The 14,647-nt window shown below is 67.8% G+C and carries 15 protein-coding genes; 7 read left to right on the top strand and 8 right to left on the bottom strand.

Going from position 1 to position 14,647, the window contains the following annotated elements; genetic code table 11:
• Positions 1–64: 64 nt before the first annotated feature.
• From L810_RS49450 to L810_RS38900, 3 genes are read left to right on the top strand one after another with little or no spacing between them, the layout of a single operon-like run.
• Positions 65–1,183, top strand: coding sequence for an HAD family hydrolase (locus L810_RS49450; RefSeq protein WP_021163630.1), 1,119 nt, complete (start codon positions 65–67; stop codon positions 1,181–1,183).
• Complete coding sequence (locus L810_RS38905) at positions 1,156–1,449, top strand: hypothetical protein (RefSeq protein WP_021163629.1); 294 nt, start codon at positions 1,156–1,158, stop codon at positions 1,447–1,449. The genes L810_RS49450 and L810_RS38905 overlap by 28 nt, the downstream gene beginning before the upstream one ends.
• Before the next feature lie 28 nt (positions 1,450–1,477).
• Positions 1,478–2,647 (top strand): alpha/beta fold hydrolase, encoded by a 1,170-nt coding sequence (locus L810_RS38900; protein WP_021163628.1) that lies wholly within the window; start codon positions 1,478–1,480, stop codon positions 2,645–2,647.
• A 102-nt stretch (positions 2,648–2,749) separates the two neighbouring features.
• Here the strand turns inward: L810_RS38900 and L810_RS38895 are convergent, their stop codons facing one another.
• The 4 genes from L810_RS38895 to L810_RS38880 form a co-directional block, all read right to left on the bottom strand.
• Positions 2,750–3,889: a patatin-like phospholipase family protein gene (locus tag L810_RS38895; protein WP_021163627.1), complete on the bottom strand. Its 1,140-nt coding sequence runs from the start codon at positions 3,887–3,889 to the stop codon at positions 2,750–2,752.
• Between the two features lie 239 nt (positions 3,890–4,128).
• Positions 4,129–4,590 (bottom strand): cupin domain-containing protein, encoded by a 462-nt coding sequence (locus L810_RS38890; protein WP_021163626.1) that lies wholly within the window; start codon positions 4,588–4,590, stop codon positions 4,129–4,131.
• Positions 4,591–4,682: 92 nt separating this feature from the next.
• Positions 4,683–5,015 carry a cupredoxin domain-containing protein gene (locus L810_RS38885; protein WP_021163625.1) on the bottom strand — a complete coding sequence of 111 codons (333 nt, stop codon included), beginning with the start codon at positions 5,013–5,015 and terminating at the stop codon, positions 4,683–4,685.
• Between the two features lie 25 nt (positions 5,016–5,040).
• Entirely contained in the window at positions 5,041–5,985 is a 945-nt protein-coding gene (locus L810_RS38880; RefSeq protein ID WP_021163624.1) for a metallophosphoesterase family protein, read from the bottom strand.
• A 255-nt stretch (positions 5,986–6,240) separates the two neighbouring features.
• Here L810_RS38880 and L810_RS38875 point away from each other — a divergent pair, with 255 nt between their 5' ends.
• The 3 genes from L810_RS38875 (at position 6,241) to L810_RS38865 (ending at position 11,024) form a co-directional block, all read left to right on the top strand.
• A complete protein-coding gene (locus L810_RS38875; RefSeq protein ID WP_021163623.1) occupies positions 6,241–7,830 on the top strand; it encodes an inorganic phosphate transporter in 1,590 nt (529 codons plus the stop codon).
• An 81-nt stretch (positions 7,831–7,911) separates the two neighbouring features.
• Positions 7,912–9,666: an ABC transporter permease gene (locus L810_RS38870; protein WP_021163622.1), complete on the top strand. Its 1,755-nt coding sequence runs from the start codon at positions 7,912–7,914 to the stop codon at positions 9,664–9,666.
• 11 nt (positions 9,667–9,677) lie between these two features.
• Entirely contained in the window at positions 9,678–11,024 is a 1,347-nt protein-coding gene (locus tag L810_RS38865) for an ABC transporter ATP-binding protein (protein ID WP_021163621.1), read from the top strand.
• A gap of 27 nt (positions 11,025–11,051) precedes the next feature.
• Here L810_RS38865 and L810_RS49895 read toward each other — a convergent pair whose 3' ends face one another.
• From L810_RS49895 to L810_RS38850, 3 genes are all read right to left on the bottom strand, one after another.
• The gene (locus tag L810_RS49895) at positions 11,052–11,243 is read right to left on the bottom strand and encodes a hypothetical protein (RefSeq protein WP_226193006.1); all 192 of its coding nucleotides are present in this window, start codon (positions 11,241–11,243) and stop codon (positions 11,052–11,054) included.
• Positions 11,244–11,372: 129 nt separating this feature from the next.
• A complete protein-coding gene (locus L810_RS38855; protein WP_021163619.1) occupies positions 11,373–11,771 on the bottom strand; it encodes a DUF3331 domain-containing protein in 399 nt (132 codons plus the stop codon).
• A 44-nt stretch (positions 11,772–11,815) separates the two neighbouring features.
• Positions 11,816–13,108 carry an NAD(P)/FAD-dependent oxidoreductase gene (locus tag L810_RS38850; protein WP_021163618.1) on the bottom strand — a complete coding sequence of 431 codons (1,293 nt, stop codon included), beginning with the start codon at positions 13,106–13,108 and terminating at the stop codon, positions 11,816–11,818.
• 148 nt (positions 13,109–13,256) lie between these two features.
• Between L810_RS38850 and L810_RS38845 the strand changes: the two genes are divergently transcribed.
• The gene (locus L810_RS38845) at positions 13,257–13,910 is read left to right on the top strand and encodes a TetR/AcrR family transcriptional regulator (protein WP_042978068.1); all 654 of its coding nucleotides are present in this window, start codon (positions 13,257–13,259) and stop codon (positions 13,908–13,910) included.
• 22 nt (positions 13,911–13,932) lie between these two features.
• Here L810_RS38845 and L810_RS38840 read toward each other — a convergent pair.
• A partial coding sequence (locus tag L810_RS38840) for a LysR family substrate-binding domain-containing protein (protein WP_042978066.1) occupies positions 13,933–14,647 on the bottom strand: 715 nt, incomplete at its 5' end.

Raw genomic sequence — 14,647 nt, 5'->3', positions numbered from 1 at the left:
TTGGCGTTTCGCTCGGGTAACGAGGTATCGTCGATGGGCGAATCTTATATCGGAACTTGACGATATGTTTGAAAGCATTGCCGGCAATAGGGTTGATAGCGAAGGGCGATTGCGGGGACAGAGCAAGGCGCCCGCGAAGGGCGCGGAGCGGAGCCGCCGTCCCGCCACGCGCCATCTGGCCCTCAGTCGGGCACGTCGACGATCTCGTTCCTTCCCTGCGTCGCATCGACGTGCGCGAGCGTATGGGCACGCGTATCGGGGGCGGGTAGCCGCGAGCTTCGGCAATTCGAGCAGCGCCTCGTCGCCGGATCTGCCCGGGCGACGCACCGCGTTGCGCATCCTGTGGGATGCTACGCGGCGAGGCGCGACCCGGACGGGTTCGACGCGGCCGATCGCGAGTATTCCGGCCAGGCGCGCCGATCGATCGACGCGCGGGTGCGCATCGCAACGTCATGCCGGTTCGTCCATCGCGCACGAACCGATTTTTTTGCGGAGTTTTTTCATGTCTGTTCGGGCCGTCATCTTCGATTTCGATCTGACGCTGGCGGATTCGTCCGCCGCGATCGTCGCGTGCACGGAGTACGCGTTGCATCAGCTGGATGCCGCCGGCGCGACGCCGGTTCAGATCGCTGCCGTGATCGGGCTGCCGCTGCACGAGATGTTCCGCTCGCTGACGGGCGAAACCGAGCCGGCGCGGGCCGACGCGTTCGCGCGTCACTTCGTGGTGCGGGCCGACGAGATCATGGTGCGCGGCACGCGCATCTATCCCGAGGTGCCGCCCCTGCTCGCGCGTCTGCGCGAGCAGGGGCTCGCGGTCGCGATCGTTTCGTCGAAGTTTCGCTACCGGATCGAGGCGATTCTTGCGCTGAACCAGTTGCAATCGCTCGTCGACGTGCTGATCGGTGGGGAAGACGTGCAGCGTCACAAGCCCGACCCCGAAGGGCTCGTGCTGGCGTTGGCGCGGCTTGGCGTGCCCGCTCGTTCGGCGATCTACGTGGGCGACCACGCGGTGGACGCGCAGGCGGCCGAGCGCGCCGGCGTGGCGTTCGTCGGCGCGGTGAGCGGGATGACGTCGTTCGACGGATGGGCACGCGCGGGCAGGCAGGCGGTCGCCAACCATATCGGCGAACTGGACGCGATCGTGCAGCGGATGCAGTGCGACTCGTCCGCGGCATCGGGCTGACGCGCCCCCGGGCGGCGCCCGCGCCGACGCGCCGCGAGTCGCGTTGCGCCCATTGCCGAGGCGGGAATCGCGGTGTCGAGCACGCGTTCATTGCCGAGGGTGGCCGCAACCGCCGCGTCGGCGAGCGGGTCTTCGACGATTCGCTCTGCTACGATCCTCAACACCATGCGCCCGCAGCGGAGATCGGCACGCTGCCCGATTCGCCGCGCGTGCCGGTGATCGACTACCCGGCCACCGGCGACGGATTTTGCGACCCTCGCCGTTAAAGTCATATCCGCCACTCGATCCGTCGCCATGTCTCTCATTTCCGTCGCCTTCGCCAACCTCCGGTTCTCGCGCGTGCTGCCGGCCGCCCGAACGCTGTCGTGTGCCGTTTCGCTCGCGGCAGCCTGTGCCGCCATCGGCATGCCGGGCGGCGCGCGTCCGGCCGAAGCCGCCACGCTCACGCAGCGCGAACGCCTCGAGGCGCCGGTCAAGGCCGTCGCCGGCCAGCGCGTGGCCGTCGATACGCCGCAGGGCAATGCGGTGCTGCCTGTCTACGCCGATCGTCCGCTCGACCAGGCCGCGCCCGATGTCACGCGGGTCTTCGTCGTGATTCACGGCACGCTTCGCAATGCCGACGCGTACTACGCATCGGGGCGCGAGGTCGTCGACAAGGCCGGTGCGGCCGGCAAGGGCACGATGGTCGTCGCACCGCAGTTCCTGACGCGTGCCGATACGCGCGCGTTTTCGTTGCCCGCGCAAACGCTCGCCTGGACGCAGGAAGGATGGAAGGGCGGCGACGCGGCCCGCCAGCCGGCGCCGATCAGTTCGTTCACCGCGCTCGACGCATTGCTCGCGCATTTCGCCGACCGCAGCCGGTATCCCGCGTTGTCGAGCGTGGTCGTGATCGGCCATTCCGCCGGTGCGCAGTTGCTGCAGCGCTATGCGGTGGCCGGGCACGAAGGCGACGCGCTGGTACGGGCCGGCATCGCCGTGCGTTATGTGGTCGCGAACCCGTCGAGCTACCTGTATTTCGACGACGAACGGCCGGACGGCCAGGCGATCGCAGGCGGCACCTGCCCGCGCGCGAACGAGTGGAAATACGGGCTGGAGTCGGCGCCGCCCTATGTCGCGTCGCAGGACGTGCGCGCACTCGAAACGCGCTACGCGGCGCGTCATGTCGTGTACCTGCTCGGGCAGGCCGACACGAACCCTTACACGCACTTCATCGACCGTTCGTGCGCGGCGATGGCGCAAGGCCCGTATCGGCTCGCGCGCGGGCTCGCGTATTTCGACTACCTGAAGAAGCGGCATCCGGACGATCTCGCGCAGCAGGTCGTCGAAGTGCCGGGCATCGGGCACGACAATCGCGGCATGTTCACGTCCGCCTGCGGGCTCGCCGTGCTGTTCGGGCAGGCGCTGCCGCAATCGTGTCCGGTGGTCGCCGGTACCGCGCCGGCCGTGCGCGCGGAATTGCCGTAAGCCGTCGTGCCGTCGTGTGATAACCGCCGCGTCGACGATCGATCGGAGGCCGAGCGCGCGTGATTTCGCCATGCTGCCGGCGCGCGATGGCGGCGCCGCGCGTCAGGCCGGTGTTTCGGCGCCCGGCGCCGCGTCCGGGTCGAATACCGTCAGCCCTTCCGTCGGGTCGGTCGGCAGTTCCCACGGACGTGCGGCGATCGCCCGCCGCGCGGCGTCGTAACCGGCCTGCCTGCGGGCCGCGATGCCGGCCGGCGTGAAATCGATGTCCTTCAGCTGATTGTCGCTGGCGAGGCGCGGCGCCGCGAGCTTGACCAGATGCATCGTGGTTTCGCATCCCCACGCGGCGAGCCGGCGCACGGCCGGCGACGCGCGTTCGGCTTCCGGCACGTGGCGGGCCAGTTCGCGGATCACGTGGCGCAACCGGTGGATCTGCTGCTGGCGTGCGATGTGGCTGTCGGTGCGGCTCGCGTACTGGATGTCCTTCTGTCGCTCCGACACCTGCCAGATGCTCTCGGGCTCGGGGCCGGCCGGATTCCACATCTGCACCGAGAAGATGACCGAGCTGCGGCGCGGATTGTCGTCGAGCACGACCTCGACCGGCGTATTCGAATACACGCCGCCGTCCCAGTAAGGCTCGCCGTCGATCCGTATCGCCGGAAACGCGGGCGGCAGCGCGCCCGAACTCATGATGTGCTCGATCCCGAGCCGCGTATCGCGCGAATCGAAATAGCGCATCGTGCCGGTGCACGCATTGACCGCGCTGACGGTCAGGCGCGGGCGGCCCGCGTTCAGCAGGTCGGGGTCGATCAGCGACGCGAGTGTGTCGCGCAGCGGTGCGATCCGGTAATACGACGCACGATCGACGCCGAGGCGCACCATCGGCCCGAGCCACGATGCCGGATTGGGCTGGAAGAATCCCGCGATGCCGCCGCCGATGATCATCAGCTCGGCCAGCATCCGGTCCCAGCCGGGCACCAGCGGCGGGACGTCGAAACGGGTTCGTTCGGTCACGCGCCGCCAGAACGCCGACAGCCTGTCGTAACGCTGCTCCGGCGGATTCCCGGCGATCAGCGCCGCGTTGATCGCACCGATCGACGTGCCGACCACCCAGTCGGGCCGGATCCCGGCTTCGTCCATCGCCTGAAAGACGCCGAGCTGGAACGCGCCCAGTGCGCCGCCGCCCTGGAGCACGAGCACGACTTGTCCAGGGAGGTTCATGCGTGCCGGTTCGCTCGCGGTCATGGCTCGCCTCGCTGCGTGTGAAGGTGGGTCGGAACCGAATGGCTCGATTCAGTGTAGGCGATGGCCGGCGGGGATCGCGCGCCGCGCAACGGCAATTCGCGCCTGCTTCGCCGGTCGCTTCCGGCCCTTAGGCCCTTAGGCCCTTAGGCCCTTAGGCCCTTAGGCGCGGTGGTCGGCGTCGCGAAGCCGGAGCCCGGCGCGCGCGCCGTGCTTCGCGGTGCATCCGCGAGCGACCGGCGTCACGCGTCCGGGTAAGGCGTGCCGTCCTTGTGCAGGAACCGGCCGTCGCGGCTCGGGCTCATCATGTCGATGTCGGCGCAGGTGATCACGTCGTCTGGCGAGCGCGAGCCGACCTCGAGATAGACGGCGAGCGCCTCCGACCGGTTGACCAGGTGATGGCCGTTGCCGGAGCCTTTCGGAAACGCCGCGCAGTCGCCCGCGCGCAGCACGGTTTCGCCGTCATCCTCGATCATCACGAGTTCGCCTTCGAGCACGTAGACGAATTCGTCTTCGTCGGAATGCCAGTGGCGCTGCGCCGACCAGCCGCCCGGCGGCACGCGCATCAGGTTGACGCCGAAATCGCGCAACCCGCCGGCGTCGCCGACGCGCTGGCGGATGCGCTGCGCGCACGGCGCGTCGAACGGCGGCGGATAGCCGCTGCCGCGGCGTTCGGGCACGGCGCTGAGGTCGATCCTGGGCATGGGCGGCTCCGTCGGCCACGCGGGCGAATGGGATGCGGGCATTGTAGGCGCCGCTGCCCGCCATTCGTCCGCGCGTGTCGTGGTGCGCCGCGTCATTCCACCGTGATGGTCTCCTTCATGTACGGGTGAATCCCGCAGAACACCTTGTAGACGCCCGGCTTGTCGAAGCGGAACGAGTACGTGTCGCCCTGGTCGAGTGCCGACGAGTGAAAGATGCCGGCGTCGTTGACGACCGTATGCGGTTCCCCGTCGAGGTTCTTCCATGTGACGGTCGTACCGGCCTTGATCGTGGTCGACATCGGCGAAAACATGAAATTGCGGATCGTCACGAGCGGGCCGTCCGGGCCCTGGGCGAATGCGGCGAGCGGGGCGGTGGCGCACAGGATCAGCGCCGCGACGAGGCTGGCGTGCTTGAAGCGGGTCATGTCGGTCTCCTTGCGGTTCGGTGCGTCAGGCCAGCGTTGCATCGTGCAGCGACGACGCAACCGGATGGCCCGCGAATTCGACGGTCGTCACGCCGAGCATCGCGGGCAGCCGGTCGCGCGGCACGGTGAGCGGCACGGGGCCCGGGCCGTTGCCGGCCGTCGGCTGCGGGAACGCGGTGGAGCGCGCGGTGTGGAACGTCACGTTGCCCTCGACCTTCGACACGATCTGGTGGATGTGTCCGTTCAGCACGGTGACCGAGCCGAAGCGTCGCAGCAGCGCCATCGTCTGCGGCGCGTCGCCGGTGCCCCAGCCCCACGGCTCGTAGATGGTCCACATCGGCATGTGCGAGAACACGACGATCGGCGTGCTCGACGAGCGGCCCTTGAGATCCTGCGCGAGCCATGCGAGCTGGTCGTCGCCGAAGCTGCCGAGCCCGTTCGGCTTGAAGTGCATCACGTTGACGAGGCCGATGAAGTGCACGCCCGCGTGATCGAAGCTGTAATAGCCGCGGTTGTCCGACGCCTTGCCGAACCGGCTGAAATATTCGGCGCCCGAACCGTCGGTGACGTCGTGCTCGCCGGGCACCGTATGCAGTTCCGGCACGCGCAGCGCGGACAGCAGCTGCGACGCGTGGTCGAACTCCTCGGCCTTGGACAGGTGCGTGATATCGCCCGTGTGGATGGCCAGCGCGGGCATCGCGGGCATCCCGTTGACGAGTTCGATCGTCTGCTTGAGCGTGGCCGATACATCGGGATTCGCGTCCTTGTTGAAGCCGATGTGCGTGTCGCTGACCTGCACGAACAGCGGCCTGCCCGCGTTGGCCGGGAGCGCGTCGCCGGTCTGCGCGAGCGCCAGGTCGAACGGCGTCAGGATGCCGCCCGACAGCGTAAACAGCGTGCCGAGGCCGCCGAAGGCCATGCATTGCAGGGCCTTGCGGCGCGACGGGCGGGTGGGGGTCGATGAAGACATGGGAGCCTCGCAATCGTGTGACGAAACGGGACGGCCGGATCGTCCTGGAATAAACCGGCGCCTTCGCGTGCCATACCGGCGAAGCGGCGGATTTATTCCCGCGCGCGACACGGTCGATCACCCGTGTTCACGGATTGCGCGGCGACGCGCTGTTCCTGAAAGATGACCTGTCAATGTCCTGTAAGTGACACGTCACATTTGCGTCACGGCCGATCGATAGCCTGCCACTCCGAGTCACCTCTCCGGAGCCCCTTCATGCCGAATCTCGCGGCAACGGAAACCAGCGGTGCGGTCAGCAACCGCACGCGTGCCGTCAGCCTCGCGCTGTTTTTTCTGATCATTGCCTGCGGCATCGTCTACGTCGGTGTTCATCTCGGTGCCGATCTCAGCCCCGTCAAGGAAAGCTCGGTCCTCCCGTTCCTGCTGCTGATCGTCGCGCTGCTGATCGCGCTCGGCTTCGAATTCGTGAACGGCTTTCACGACACCGCGAACGCGGTCGCGACCGTCATCTATACGCATTCGCTCGATCCGCACCTCGCGGTCGTCTGGTCGGGCCTGTGGAACCTGTGCGGCGTGCTCGTGTCGAGCGGCGCCGTCGCGTTCGGCATCCTGCAGTTGCTGCCGGTCGAGCTGATCCTGCAGGTCGGCAGCGGCTCGGGTTTCGCGATGGTGTTCGCGCTGCTGATCGCGGCCGTCACGTGGAACCTCGCAACCTGGTATTTCGGCCTGCCGTCGTCGAGCTCGCACACGCTCGTCGGCTCGATCATCGGCGTCGGCCTGATGAACCAGATCGTCAGCGGCCCGTCGGGCACGAGCGGCGTCGACTGGAACCAGGCGCTCGGCGTCGGCAAGGCGCTGCTGTTCTCGCCGCTGATCGGCTTCGTGCTGTCCGCGCTGGTGCTGTTGCTGCTGAGGGCGCTCGTGCGCGTGCCGGCCCTGTATCAGGAGCCGAAGGGCAACACGCCGCCGCCGTTCTGGATTCGCCTGCTGCTGATCCTGACCTGCACGGGCGTGTCGTTCGCGCACGGCTCGAACGACGGGCAGAAGGGCATGGGCCTGATCATGCTGATCCTGATCGGCGTGATGCCGACCGCGTATGCGCTGAACAAGGCCGTGACGCCGGACCAGACGAGCACGTTCGTCGCGGTCGCGCGCCATGCGTCGACGACGCTCGTCAAGTACGCGGACCCGGCCGCGCAGTCCGCCAACCCGCGTGCCGATGTCGAAGCGTACGTGCGCACGCGCAAGCTGACCGCCGCGACGATCCCGGCGCTGGGCAAGCTGACCGACACGATTGCCGACCAGGTCGCGCAGGCCGGCGGCATCTCGAGCGTGCCGCAGAACCTCGTCGACAACGTGCGCAACAACATGTACGTCGCGTCCGAGGCGATCCGCCTGATGGAGAAGGCGAAGGCACCGGCGTTCTCGGTCGAGGACGCGAGCGCGCTCGAAGCATTCAGGAAGCAGATGGACCGCGCGACGAAATTCATCCCGACGTGGGTGAAGGTCGCGGTCGCGATTGCACTCGGCCTCGGCACGATGGTCGGCTGGAAGCGGATCGTCGTGACGGTCGGCGAGAAGATCGGCAAGTCGCATCTCACGTACGGGCAGGGCGCGTCGGCCGAAGCCGTCGCGATGCTGACGATCGGGATGGCCGACGCTTACGGGCTGCCGGTGTCGACGACGCATGTGCTCGCGTCGGGCGTGGCCGGCACGATGACGGCGAGCGGCGCGGGCCTGCGCTGGGATACCGTGCGCAACCTCGTGCTCGCATGGGTGCTGACGCTGCCCGCATCGATCGCGCTGTCGGCGGCGTTGTACTGGGCGCTGCACAGGCTGTTCTGATTCGCGCCGGGGGGCGCGACGCCCGGCCGCGCGGGACGCGGCCGGACCCATCGACTTTCAATTCGACACAAGACGCTACCGATGGATCTCCGTTTCTTCGACCCGAACCGTACCGCCAACGCGTCCGCGTGGCGCGTGCTCCCCAATCGCTGGGACGCCGTCGCGTTTCCGCTGATCATCGGCATACTCGCGATGGCGATCGTCGGTTTTCACCAGACGATGGCGCCGATCGGCGTACTGCAGACGCAGAAGATCTCGCTCGATCCGTCGAACCTGCCCGAATACGCGTTGCGCACCACGCTGCGGATGCTGGCCGCGATGGTCGCGTCGCTCGCGTTCACGCTCGTCTACGGCACGCTCGCCGCGAAGAGCCGCCGCGCCGGCATGGTGCTGATCCCGATCCTCGACATCCTGCAGTCGGTGCCGGTGCTCGGCTACATCTCGTTTACCGTCACGTTCTTCCTCGCGCTGTTTCCGGGCCGCGTGCTCGGTGCCGAGCTGGCCGCGATCTTCGCGATCTTCACGAGCCAGGCGTGGAACATGACGTTCAGCTTCTACCAGTCGTTGCGCACGGTGCCGCGCGACCTGAGCGAAGTGTCGCGCGGCTTTCACCTGACGCCGTGGCAACGCTTCTGGAAGCTCGAAGTGCCGTTCTCGATGCCGGGCCTGATCTGGAACATGATGATGTCGATGTCGGGCGGCTGGTTCTTCGTCGTCGCATCCGAGGCGATCACCGTCGGCAACCAGACGATCACGCTGCCGGGCATCGGCGCGTATCTCGCGCAGGCGATCTCGGACAAGAACCTCGGTGCGGTCGGCTGGGTGATCGTCGCGATGTCGGTCGTGATCCTCGCCTATGACCAGTTCCTGTTCCGCCCGCTCGTCGCGTGGGCCGACAAATTCCGGATGGAGAACACCGCGTCGGGCGATGCGCCGCAATCCTGGCTGCTCGACATGATGCGCCGCACGCACCTGATCCATCAGCTGCTCGTGCCGGCCGGCTGGCTGCTGTCGCAGGCCGCGCGGATTCCGCTGCGCGCGCCGTCGCTGCAGGGCACGCGTGCGCGCGGCGCATCGGCGCGCCGCTCGTCGCGCATCGGCGACATCGTGTGGGGCGCGTTCGTGATCCTGCTGACGCTGTACGTCGCGTGGCGCGTCGTCAGCTTCGTCGCGACCGGCGTGACGATGGGCGAGGTCGGCCACGTGCTCGGGCTCGGGCTCGTCACGCTGTTGCGCGTGCTGGTGCTGATCGCGATCGCGTCGCTGGTCTGGGTGCCGCTCGGCGTGCTGATCGGGCTGCGCCCGAAGCTGGCGGAGAAGATCCAGCCGCTCGCGCAGTTCCTCGCGGCGTTCCCGGCGAACCTGCTGTTCCCGGTGTTCGTGATCGTGATCGTCCACTTCCACCTGAATGCCGACATCTGGCTGTCGCCGCTGATCGTGCTCGGCACGCAGTGGTACATCCTGTTCAACGTGATCGCCGGCGCGATGTCCTACCCGAACGACTATAAGGAAGCGACGAAGAATTTCCGCATCCGTGGCTGGCAGTGGTGGCGGCAGGCGATCCTGCCGGGCATCTTCCCGTACTACGTGACCGGTGCGATCACCGCGTCGGGCGGCGCGTGGAACGCGAGCATCGTGTCCGAGTTCGTGCAGTGGGGCGACACGAAGGTCGTCGCGCACGGCCTGGGCTCGTACATCGCGCAGACCACCGCCGCCGGCGATTTTCCGAAGATCATCCTGGGCATCGCCGTGATGTCCCTGTTCGTTACCTTGTTCAACCGTCTGCTGTGGCGTCCGATGTACGCCTATGCGGAATCCCGGCTCCGTCTCGATTGAGAGTAAGCGCGATGCAAAATTCGAACGTTATCAACGCCCCCGTCAAGACGTCCCAGCCGCTGCAGCCGCCGCGCCTCGGCGAAGAAATCCTGCGCGTGGAGCACGTGAGCCGCGGCTTCAACAAGACGCAGGGCGAACTGCTCGTGCTCGACGATGCAAACCTGTCGCTGCGCGAAGGCGAGATCGTCGGCCTGCTCGGCCGTTCCGGCTCGGGCAAATCGACGCTGCTGCGCATCATCGCCGGGCTGATCGAGCCGACCGGTGGCGAGGTGACCTACCTCGGCAAGCCGCTGCGCGGCCCGGCCGAAGGCGTCGCGATGGTGTTCCAGACCTTCGCGCTGTTCCCGTGGCTCACCGTGCTGCAGAACGTGGAAGCCGGGCTGGAGGCGCTCGGCGTCGGAGCGCGCGAGCGGCGCGAGCGTGCGCTCGCCGCGATCGACCTGATCGGTCTCGACGGTTTCGAGAACGCGTACCCGCGCGAGCTGTCGGGCGGCATGCGCCAGCGTGTGGGCTTCGCGCGCGCGCTCGTTGTCGATCCGACGATCCTGCTGATGGACGAGCCGTTCTCCGCGCTCGACGTGCTGACCGCCGAGACGCTGCGTACCGACCTGCTCGATCTGTGGACGCAGGGCCGCATGCCGATCAAGTCGGTGCTGATCGTTACGCACAACATCGAGGAAGCGGTGTTCATGTGCGACCGGATCCTGGTGCTGTCGTCGAACCCGGGCCGTGTGATCGCCGAGATCAAGGTGCCGTTCAAGCATCCGCGCAACCGGCTCGACACGGATTTCCGCAAGCTCGTCGACGACATCTACGCGAAGATGACCGCCCGCCAGACCGGCGAGGCGACGAAGAAGGGGCTGGAGCTCGGCAGCTGGATGCCGCGCGTGTCGACCAACCTGATGGCCGGCCTGATCGAAACGTTGGCGATGGCGCCGTACCATGGCCGCGCGGACATGCCGGAAATCGCGCGCACGCTGCACCTCGAGGTCGACGAACTGTTCCCGATCGCCGAAGTACTGCAATACCTCGGCTTCGCGGACGTGCGGGAAGGGGACGTGTTCCTCACGCCGCCGGCGCGTGTGTTCGCGGAATTCGGTACGCAGGAGCGCAAGCTGATGTTCGCGGACCACCTGCTGAAGCACGTGCCGCTGGCTGCACGGATCAGAAAGGTGCTGAACGAGCGTCCGGGCCATCGCGCGCCGCGCGTGCGCTTCGAGCAGGAGCTGGAGGATTTCCTGTCCGATGAAGCCGCGGAGGAAACGCTCGACGCGGTGATCGACTGGGGGCGTTACGGCGAAGTCTTTTCGTACAACGACAAGACGGAAGTGTTCAGTCTCGAGGATGTCGAGAGCTGAAGTCCGTGCCCGAATGGCGTGCGATCGTCATTCGGGCAGATCGCGACTGTTGGCGTGCTGCTCGATTCCGCCGGTATTGAGCGACTCGATCCTCTCCATCCGCTGCCTTGCCAGCTCGGGCAACCGGTTCGTCACGCCGATCACGAGCGCTTCGGCGAGCGCGAGCGCCGGCACGTTGGTCTGCAGCATCGCGAACGGCTGCCGCTGGATCCGCAGCACGATCTCCGCACATTCCCCGATCGGCGAATGTCATTCGTCGGTGACCAGCAGCACGCGCGTGCCGAGCCGGTGTGCAGCTTGCGCGAACCGGATGCTGTCGCGCTGGTCCTGACGCGGTATCCCGCGCCTTCAGGCCGCCTCTGCGGGGCGGGCCGCGTCGATGCACGCGGCCAGCACCATCGCGGCGGCGTTGCCCGGCGTCGAGCCGAGCAATTGCGGTGCATAGACGCTGTCGCCGATCTCGATCGGCTGCCCCGACAGCGCGCACACGCCGCGCTTGCGCGTGGTGAACAGCCGCCACTTCTGATAACCGTAGTGCCCGGTGCATGCGTCGCGCCAGGAAATCATCACGGTGTCGGCCGTGGGCCGCTCGAGTACGCTGATGGCCGGCTTGCTCGTCGCGTCCCACGACGGCAGCCGGTCGCGCGTGACGCTGCGCCGCCGCGGCGTGCCCCACGAGACGGACGGCATGTCGAAGCTGCCGATCGCGGCGACGGTCATGAGCCAGGGGGCGATACGGTTGTTCATGTCAGTTTTCCTCGAAACGTTACGCGGCACCGCGACGCGCGGCATCACGACAGGCGGATGCGCGGCCGCGCGCAGCCGTTGATCCGTTCGGCGATCCACAGCAGGCTCGCCTTGGAGAAGCCGTGCAGCGCCTGCTGGTGCCGCCGGTAGAGCATCAGGTGGCTGAACTGCGCGAGACGCCCCTGGATGAAGCCGCCACGAAAGAACCCGAACTGCCCGAGCGTGCCGAACGCGTCGTACTCGCTGATCGACACGAGCGCGCCGAAATCGTGGAACGCGAACGACGGCATCGGCTTGCCGTCGAGCCACGCGGGCAGGTGCTTCGCGAGATGCTCGGCCTGCTGCGTCGCGACCTGCGCGGTGGGCGGCAGCGGTCGTTCCTGGCCGTCGGGCAACAGGCTCGCGCAATCGCCGATCGCGAACACGTGTTCGTCGCCCGTTGCCTGCAGCGTCGGGCCGACGACGATCTGGTTCGCGCGATTCGTGTCGAGGCCGCCGAGCGCCTGCATGAAATCGGGCGCTTTCACGCCGGCTGCCCACACCATCAGGTCGGCTTCCGCAAACGAACCGTCGCCGTAGTGAAAGCCGTTCGCGTCGGCCGACGTGACGCGGGTCGACGTCAGCACGTGAAAGCCGATCTGTTCGAGCCGTTGCTGTGCCGATGCGGAAATCTTCGGCGGAAATGCGGCAAGGATGCGCGGGCCGCTTTCAAGCAGCGTGAGCTGCAGCCGGTCGCGTACCGTTTCGTCGCCATAGGCTTGTGCCACTTCCAGCAGGCGGCTCAGCTCCGCGGCCAGCTCGACGCCGGTCGCGCCGGCACCGACGATCGCGACGCGGAACGGCTCGTCGCGCGCGATGCTGCGAAATACGCGCATCCGCAACGCTTCGTTGAAGGTCTCGGCCTGCGGCTGGCTGTCGATGAAATAGCAGTGCTCGCGTACGCCCGGCGTGCCGAAATCGTTGGCCTGGCTGCCGAGCGCGAGGATCAGCACGTCGTATTCGAGTTCACGGGCGTCGAGCACGAGTTCGCCGTCCTGCGAGTGGATCTCGCCGAGCTGCACGCGGCGTCGCGCGCGATCGAGCCCCTTCAGTTCGCCGGGCTGGTACGTGTAACCGTGATCGCGGGCATGGGCGAGGAAGATCACCTGTTGCTGCTGCACGTCGCGCGTACCGGCCGCGATCGTGTGCAGCATCGGTTTCCAGATGTGGGTCGGGCTGCGGTCGACGACGGTGACCTGTGCGCGCCCGGACCGGCCGAGACGCTCACCCAGACGCGTGGCGAGCTGCAGTCCGGCGATCCCGCCGCCGACGATGACGATACGTGTAGGGGTTGCCATGGATAAATCATCACGTGATGAATAAGGTATGATCCTAGCGCTTCCCGGCTTCGCGTGTCAACGGAGCGGGGCAAATCACGCGGTTTCGGCGGTGCTGAAGCGGGGCCGGAACAGGCGCATTCGAATCGTTCAAGGAGAGCAGGGAAACGTGGCTGAAGTCACTGAGCGCGCGCCGGGCAAGCGGCGTATGCGAGGGCGGCCGCTGGCCGGGGCGTCCGTCGGACCGGACGTGATATTGCGGGCCGCGCGCCGTACGTTCGCGAAGCGGGGCTACGACGCGACGAGCGTGCGCGAGGTCGCGCGCGAGCTGGGCATCGACGCGGCGCTGATCGCCCATCATTTCGGTACGAAGGAAACGTTGTGGCTGGCCGTCGTCGAGCAGATCGTCGAGATCGCCGAGCCGATGTTCGATGCGCTGCGTGCGTTGCGCACGTCGCCGCTGTCGCATCGCGACCGCGTGCGGCGCGCACTCGAGCTGTGCGTCGACCATGAGTTCGACGAACCCGACATGGGCATGTTCTTCTCGACGGCGGCGACCGAAGTGGGCGGGCGGCTCGACCGGCTGCAGGAGCGGCTCGTCCGTCCGTATTACGACGTGATGTTCCCGCTGCTGGCGGACGCCGTGCAGGCCGGCGCGATTCGCGCGGTCGATCCGAACGTGCTGTTCTTCATGATCGCGACCGCGATCGGCAACACGGTGTCGTACAGCCACATCATGCTTGAGTTCACGTCGCTGCCCACGCAGCCGGACGCGTTCCGGCGTGCCGTGACCGACGCCGCGTTCAACCTCGTCGGCGACTGAGCGCCGCGCGCCACGCGCACACTCACGTCGCGGCAACCAGCCCCAGTTCGCGCACCGCGCTCCGCGCGGTCTCGCGCAGCGCATCGACGAGCGGCGATGGCGTCCGGTACGCGATCGCCAGCTCGTACGCGAGCGGGCTGCCCGCACCCTTCAGTTCGCAGAACGTAATGCCTTTCGGTTGCATCGGCACGAACAGGCGCGGCATCAGCGCGACGCCGATACCGCCCGCGACGAGCCCGGCCGTCGTCTGCATCTGGCGCGGCTGCTGGACGACGCGCGGCGCGAAGCCGGCCTGCGCGCACGCGGTCACGAGCAGCGCATGCATGCCGGGACCATGGTGCGCGGCGAACATGACCCACGGGTCGTCCGCCAGGTCGGCGAGCGCGATGTGCCGGCGGCGTGCGAGCAGGTGACCGTCGGGCAGCGCCGCGACCATCCGGTCGCGCAGCAGCGGCTCGACGCGCACGTCGCCCGCGTCGGCCACCGGCAGCACGACGAGGCCGACGTCCGTGCGGTCGTGGCGCAGCGCGAGCACCTGCTCGGCGGTCGTGCCTTCCTCGAGCTGGAAATCGACGCCTGGATGGCGTTCCTGGAACGCCCGCAAGATCAGCGGCAATAGAGCGTTGACGGTGCTGTCGACGAAGCGCAGCCGCAGCGTGCCGCCGAGGCCCGCGCCCGCGCGGCGGGCCGCGGCCACCGCGCGCTCGGCCTGTTCGAGCGCGCGCCGCGCTTCGAGC

Origin of the sequence: Burkholderia sp. AU4i (assembly GCF_000466765.1) — a bacterium.
Taxonomy (GTDB): Bacteria; Pseudomonadota; Gammaproteobacteria; order Burkholderiales; family Burkholderiaceae; genus Burkholderia; species Burkholderia cepacia.
Note: the sequence above shows the minus strand (reverse complement) of the source record. Positions and strands in the feature narration are given on the sequence as shown.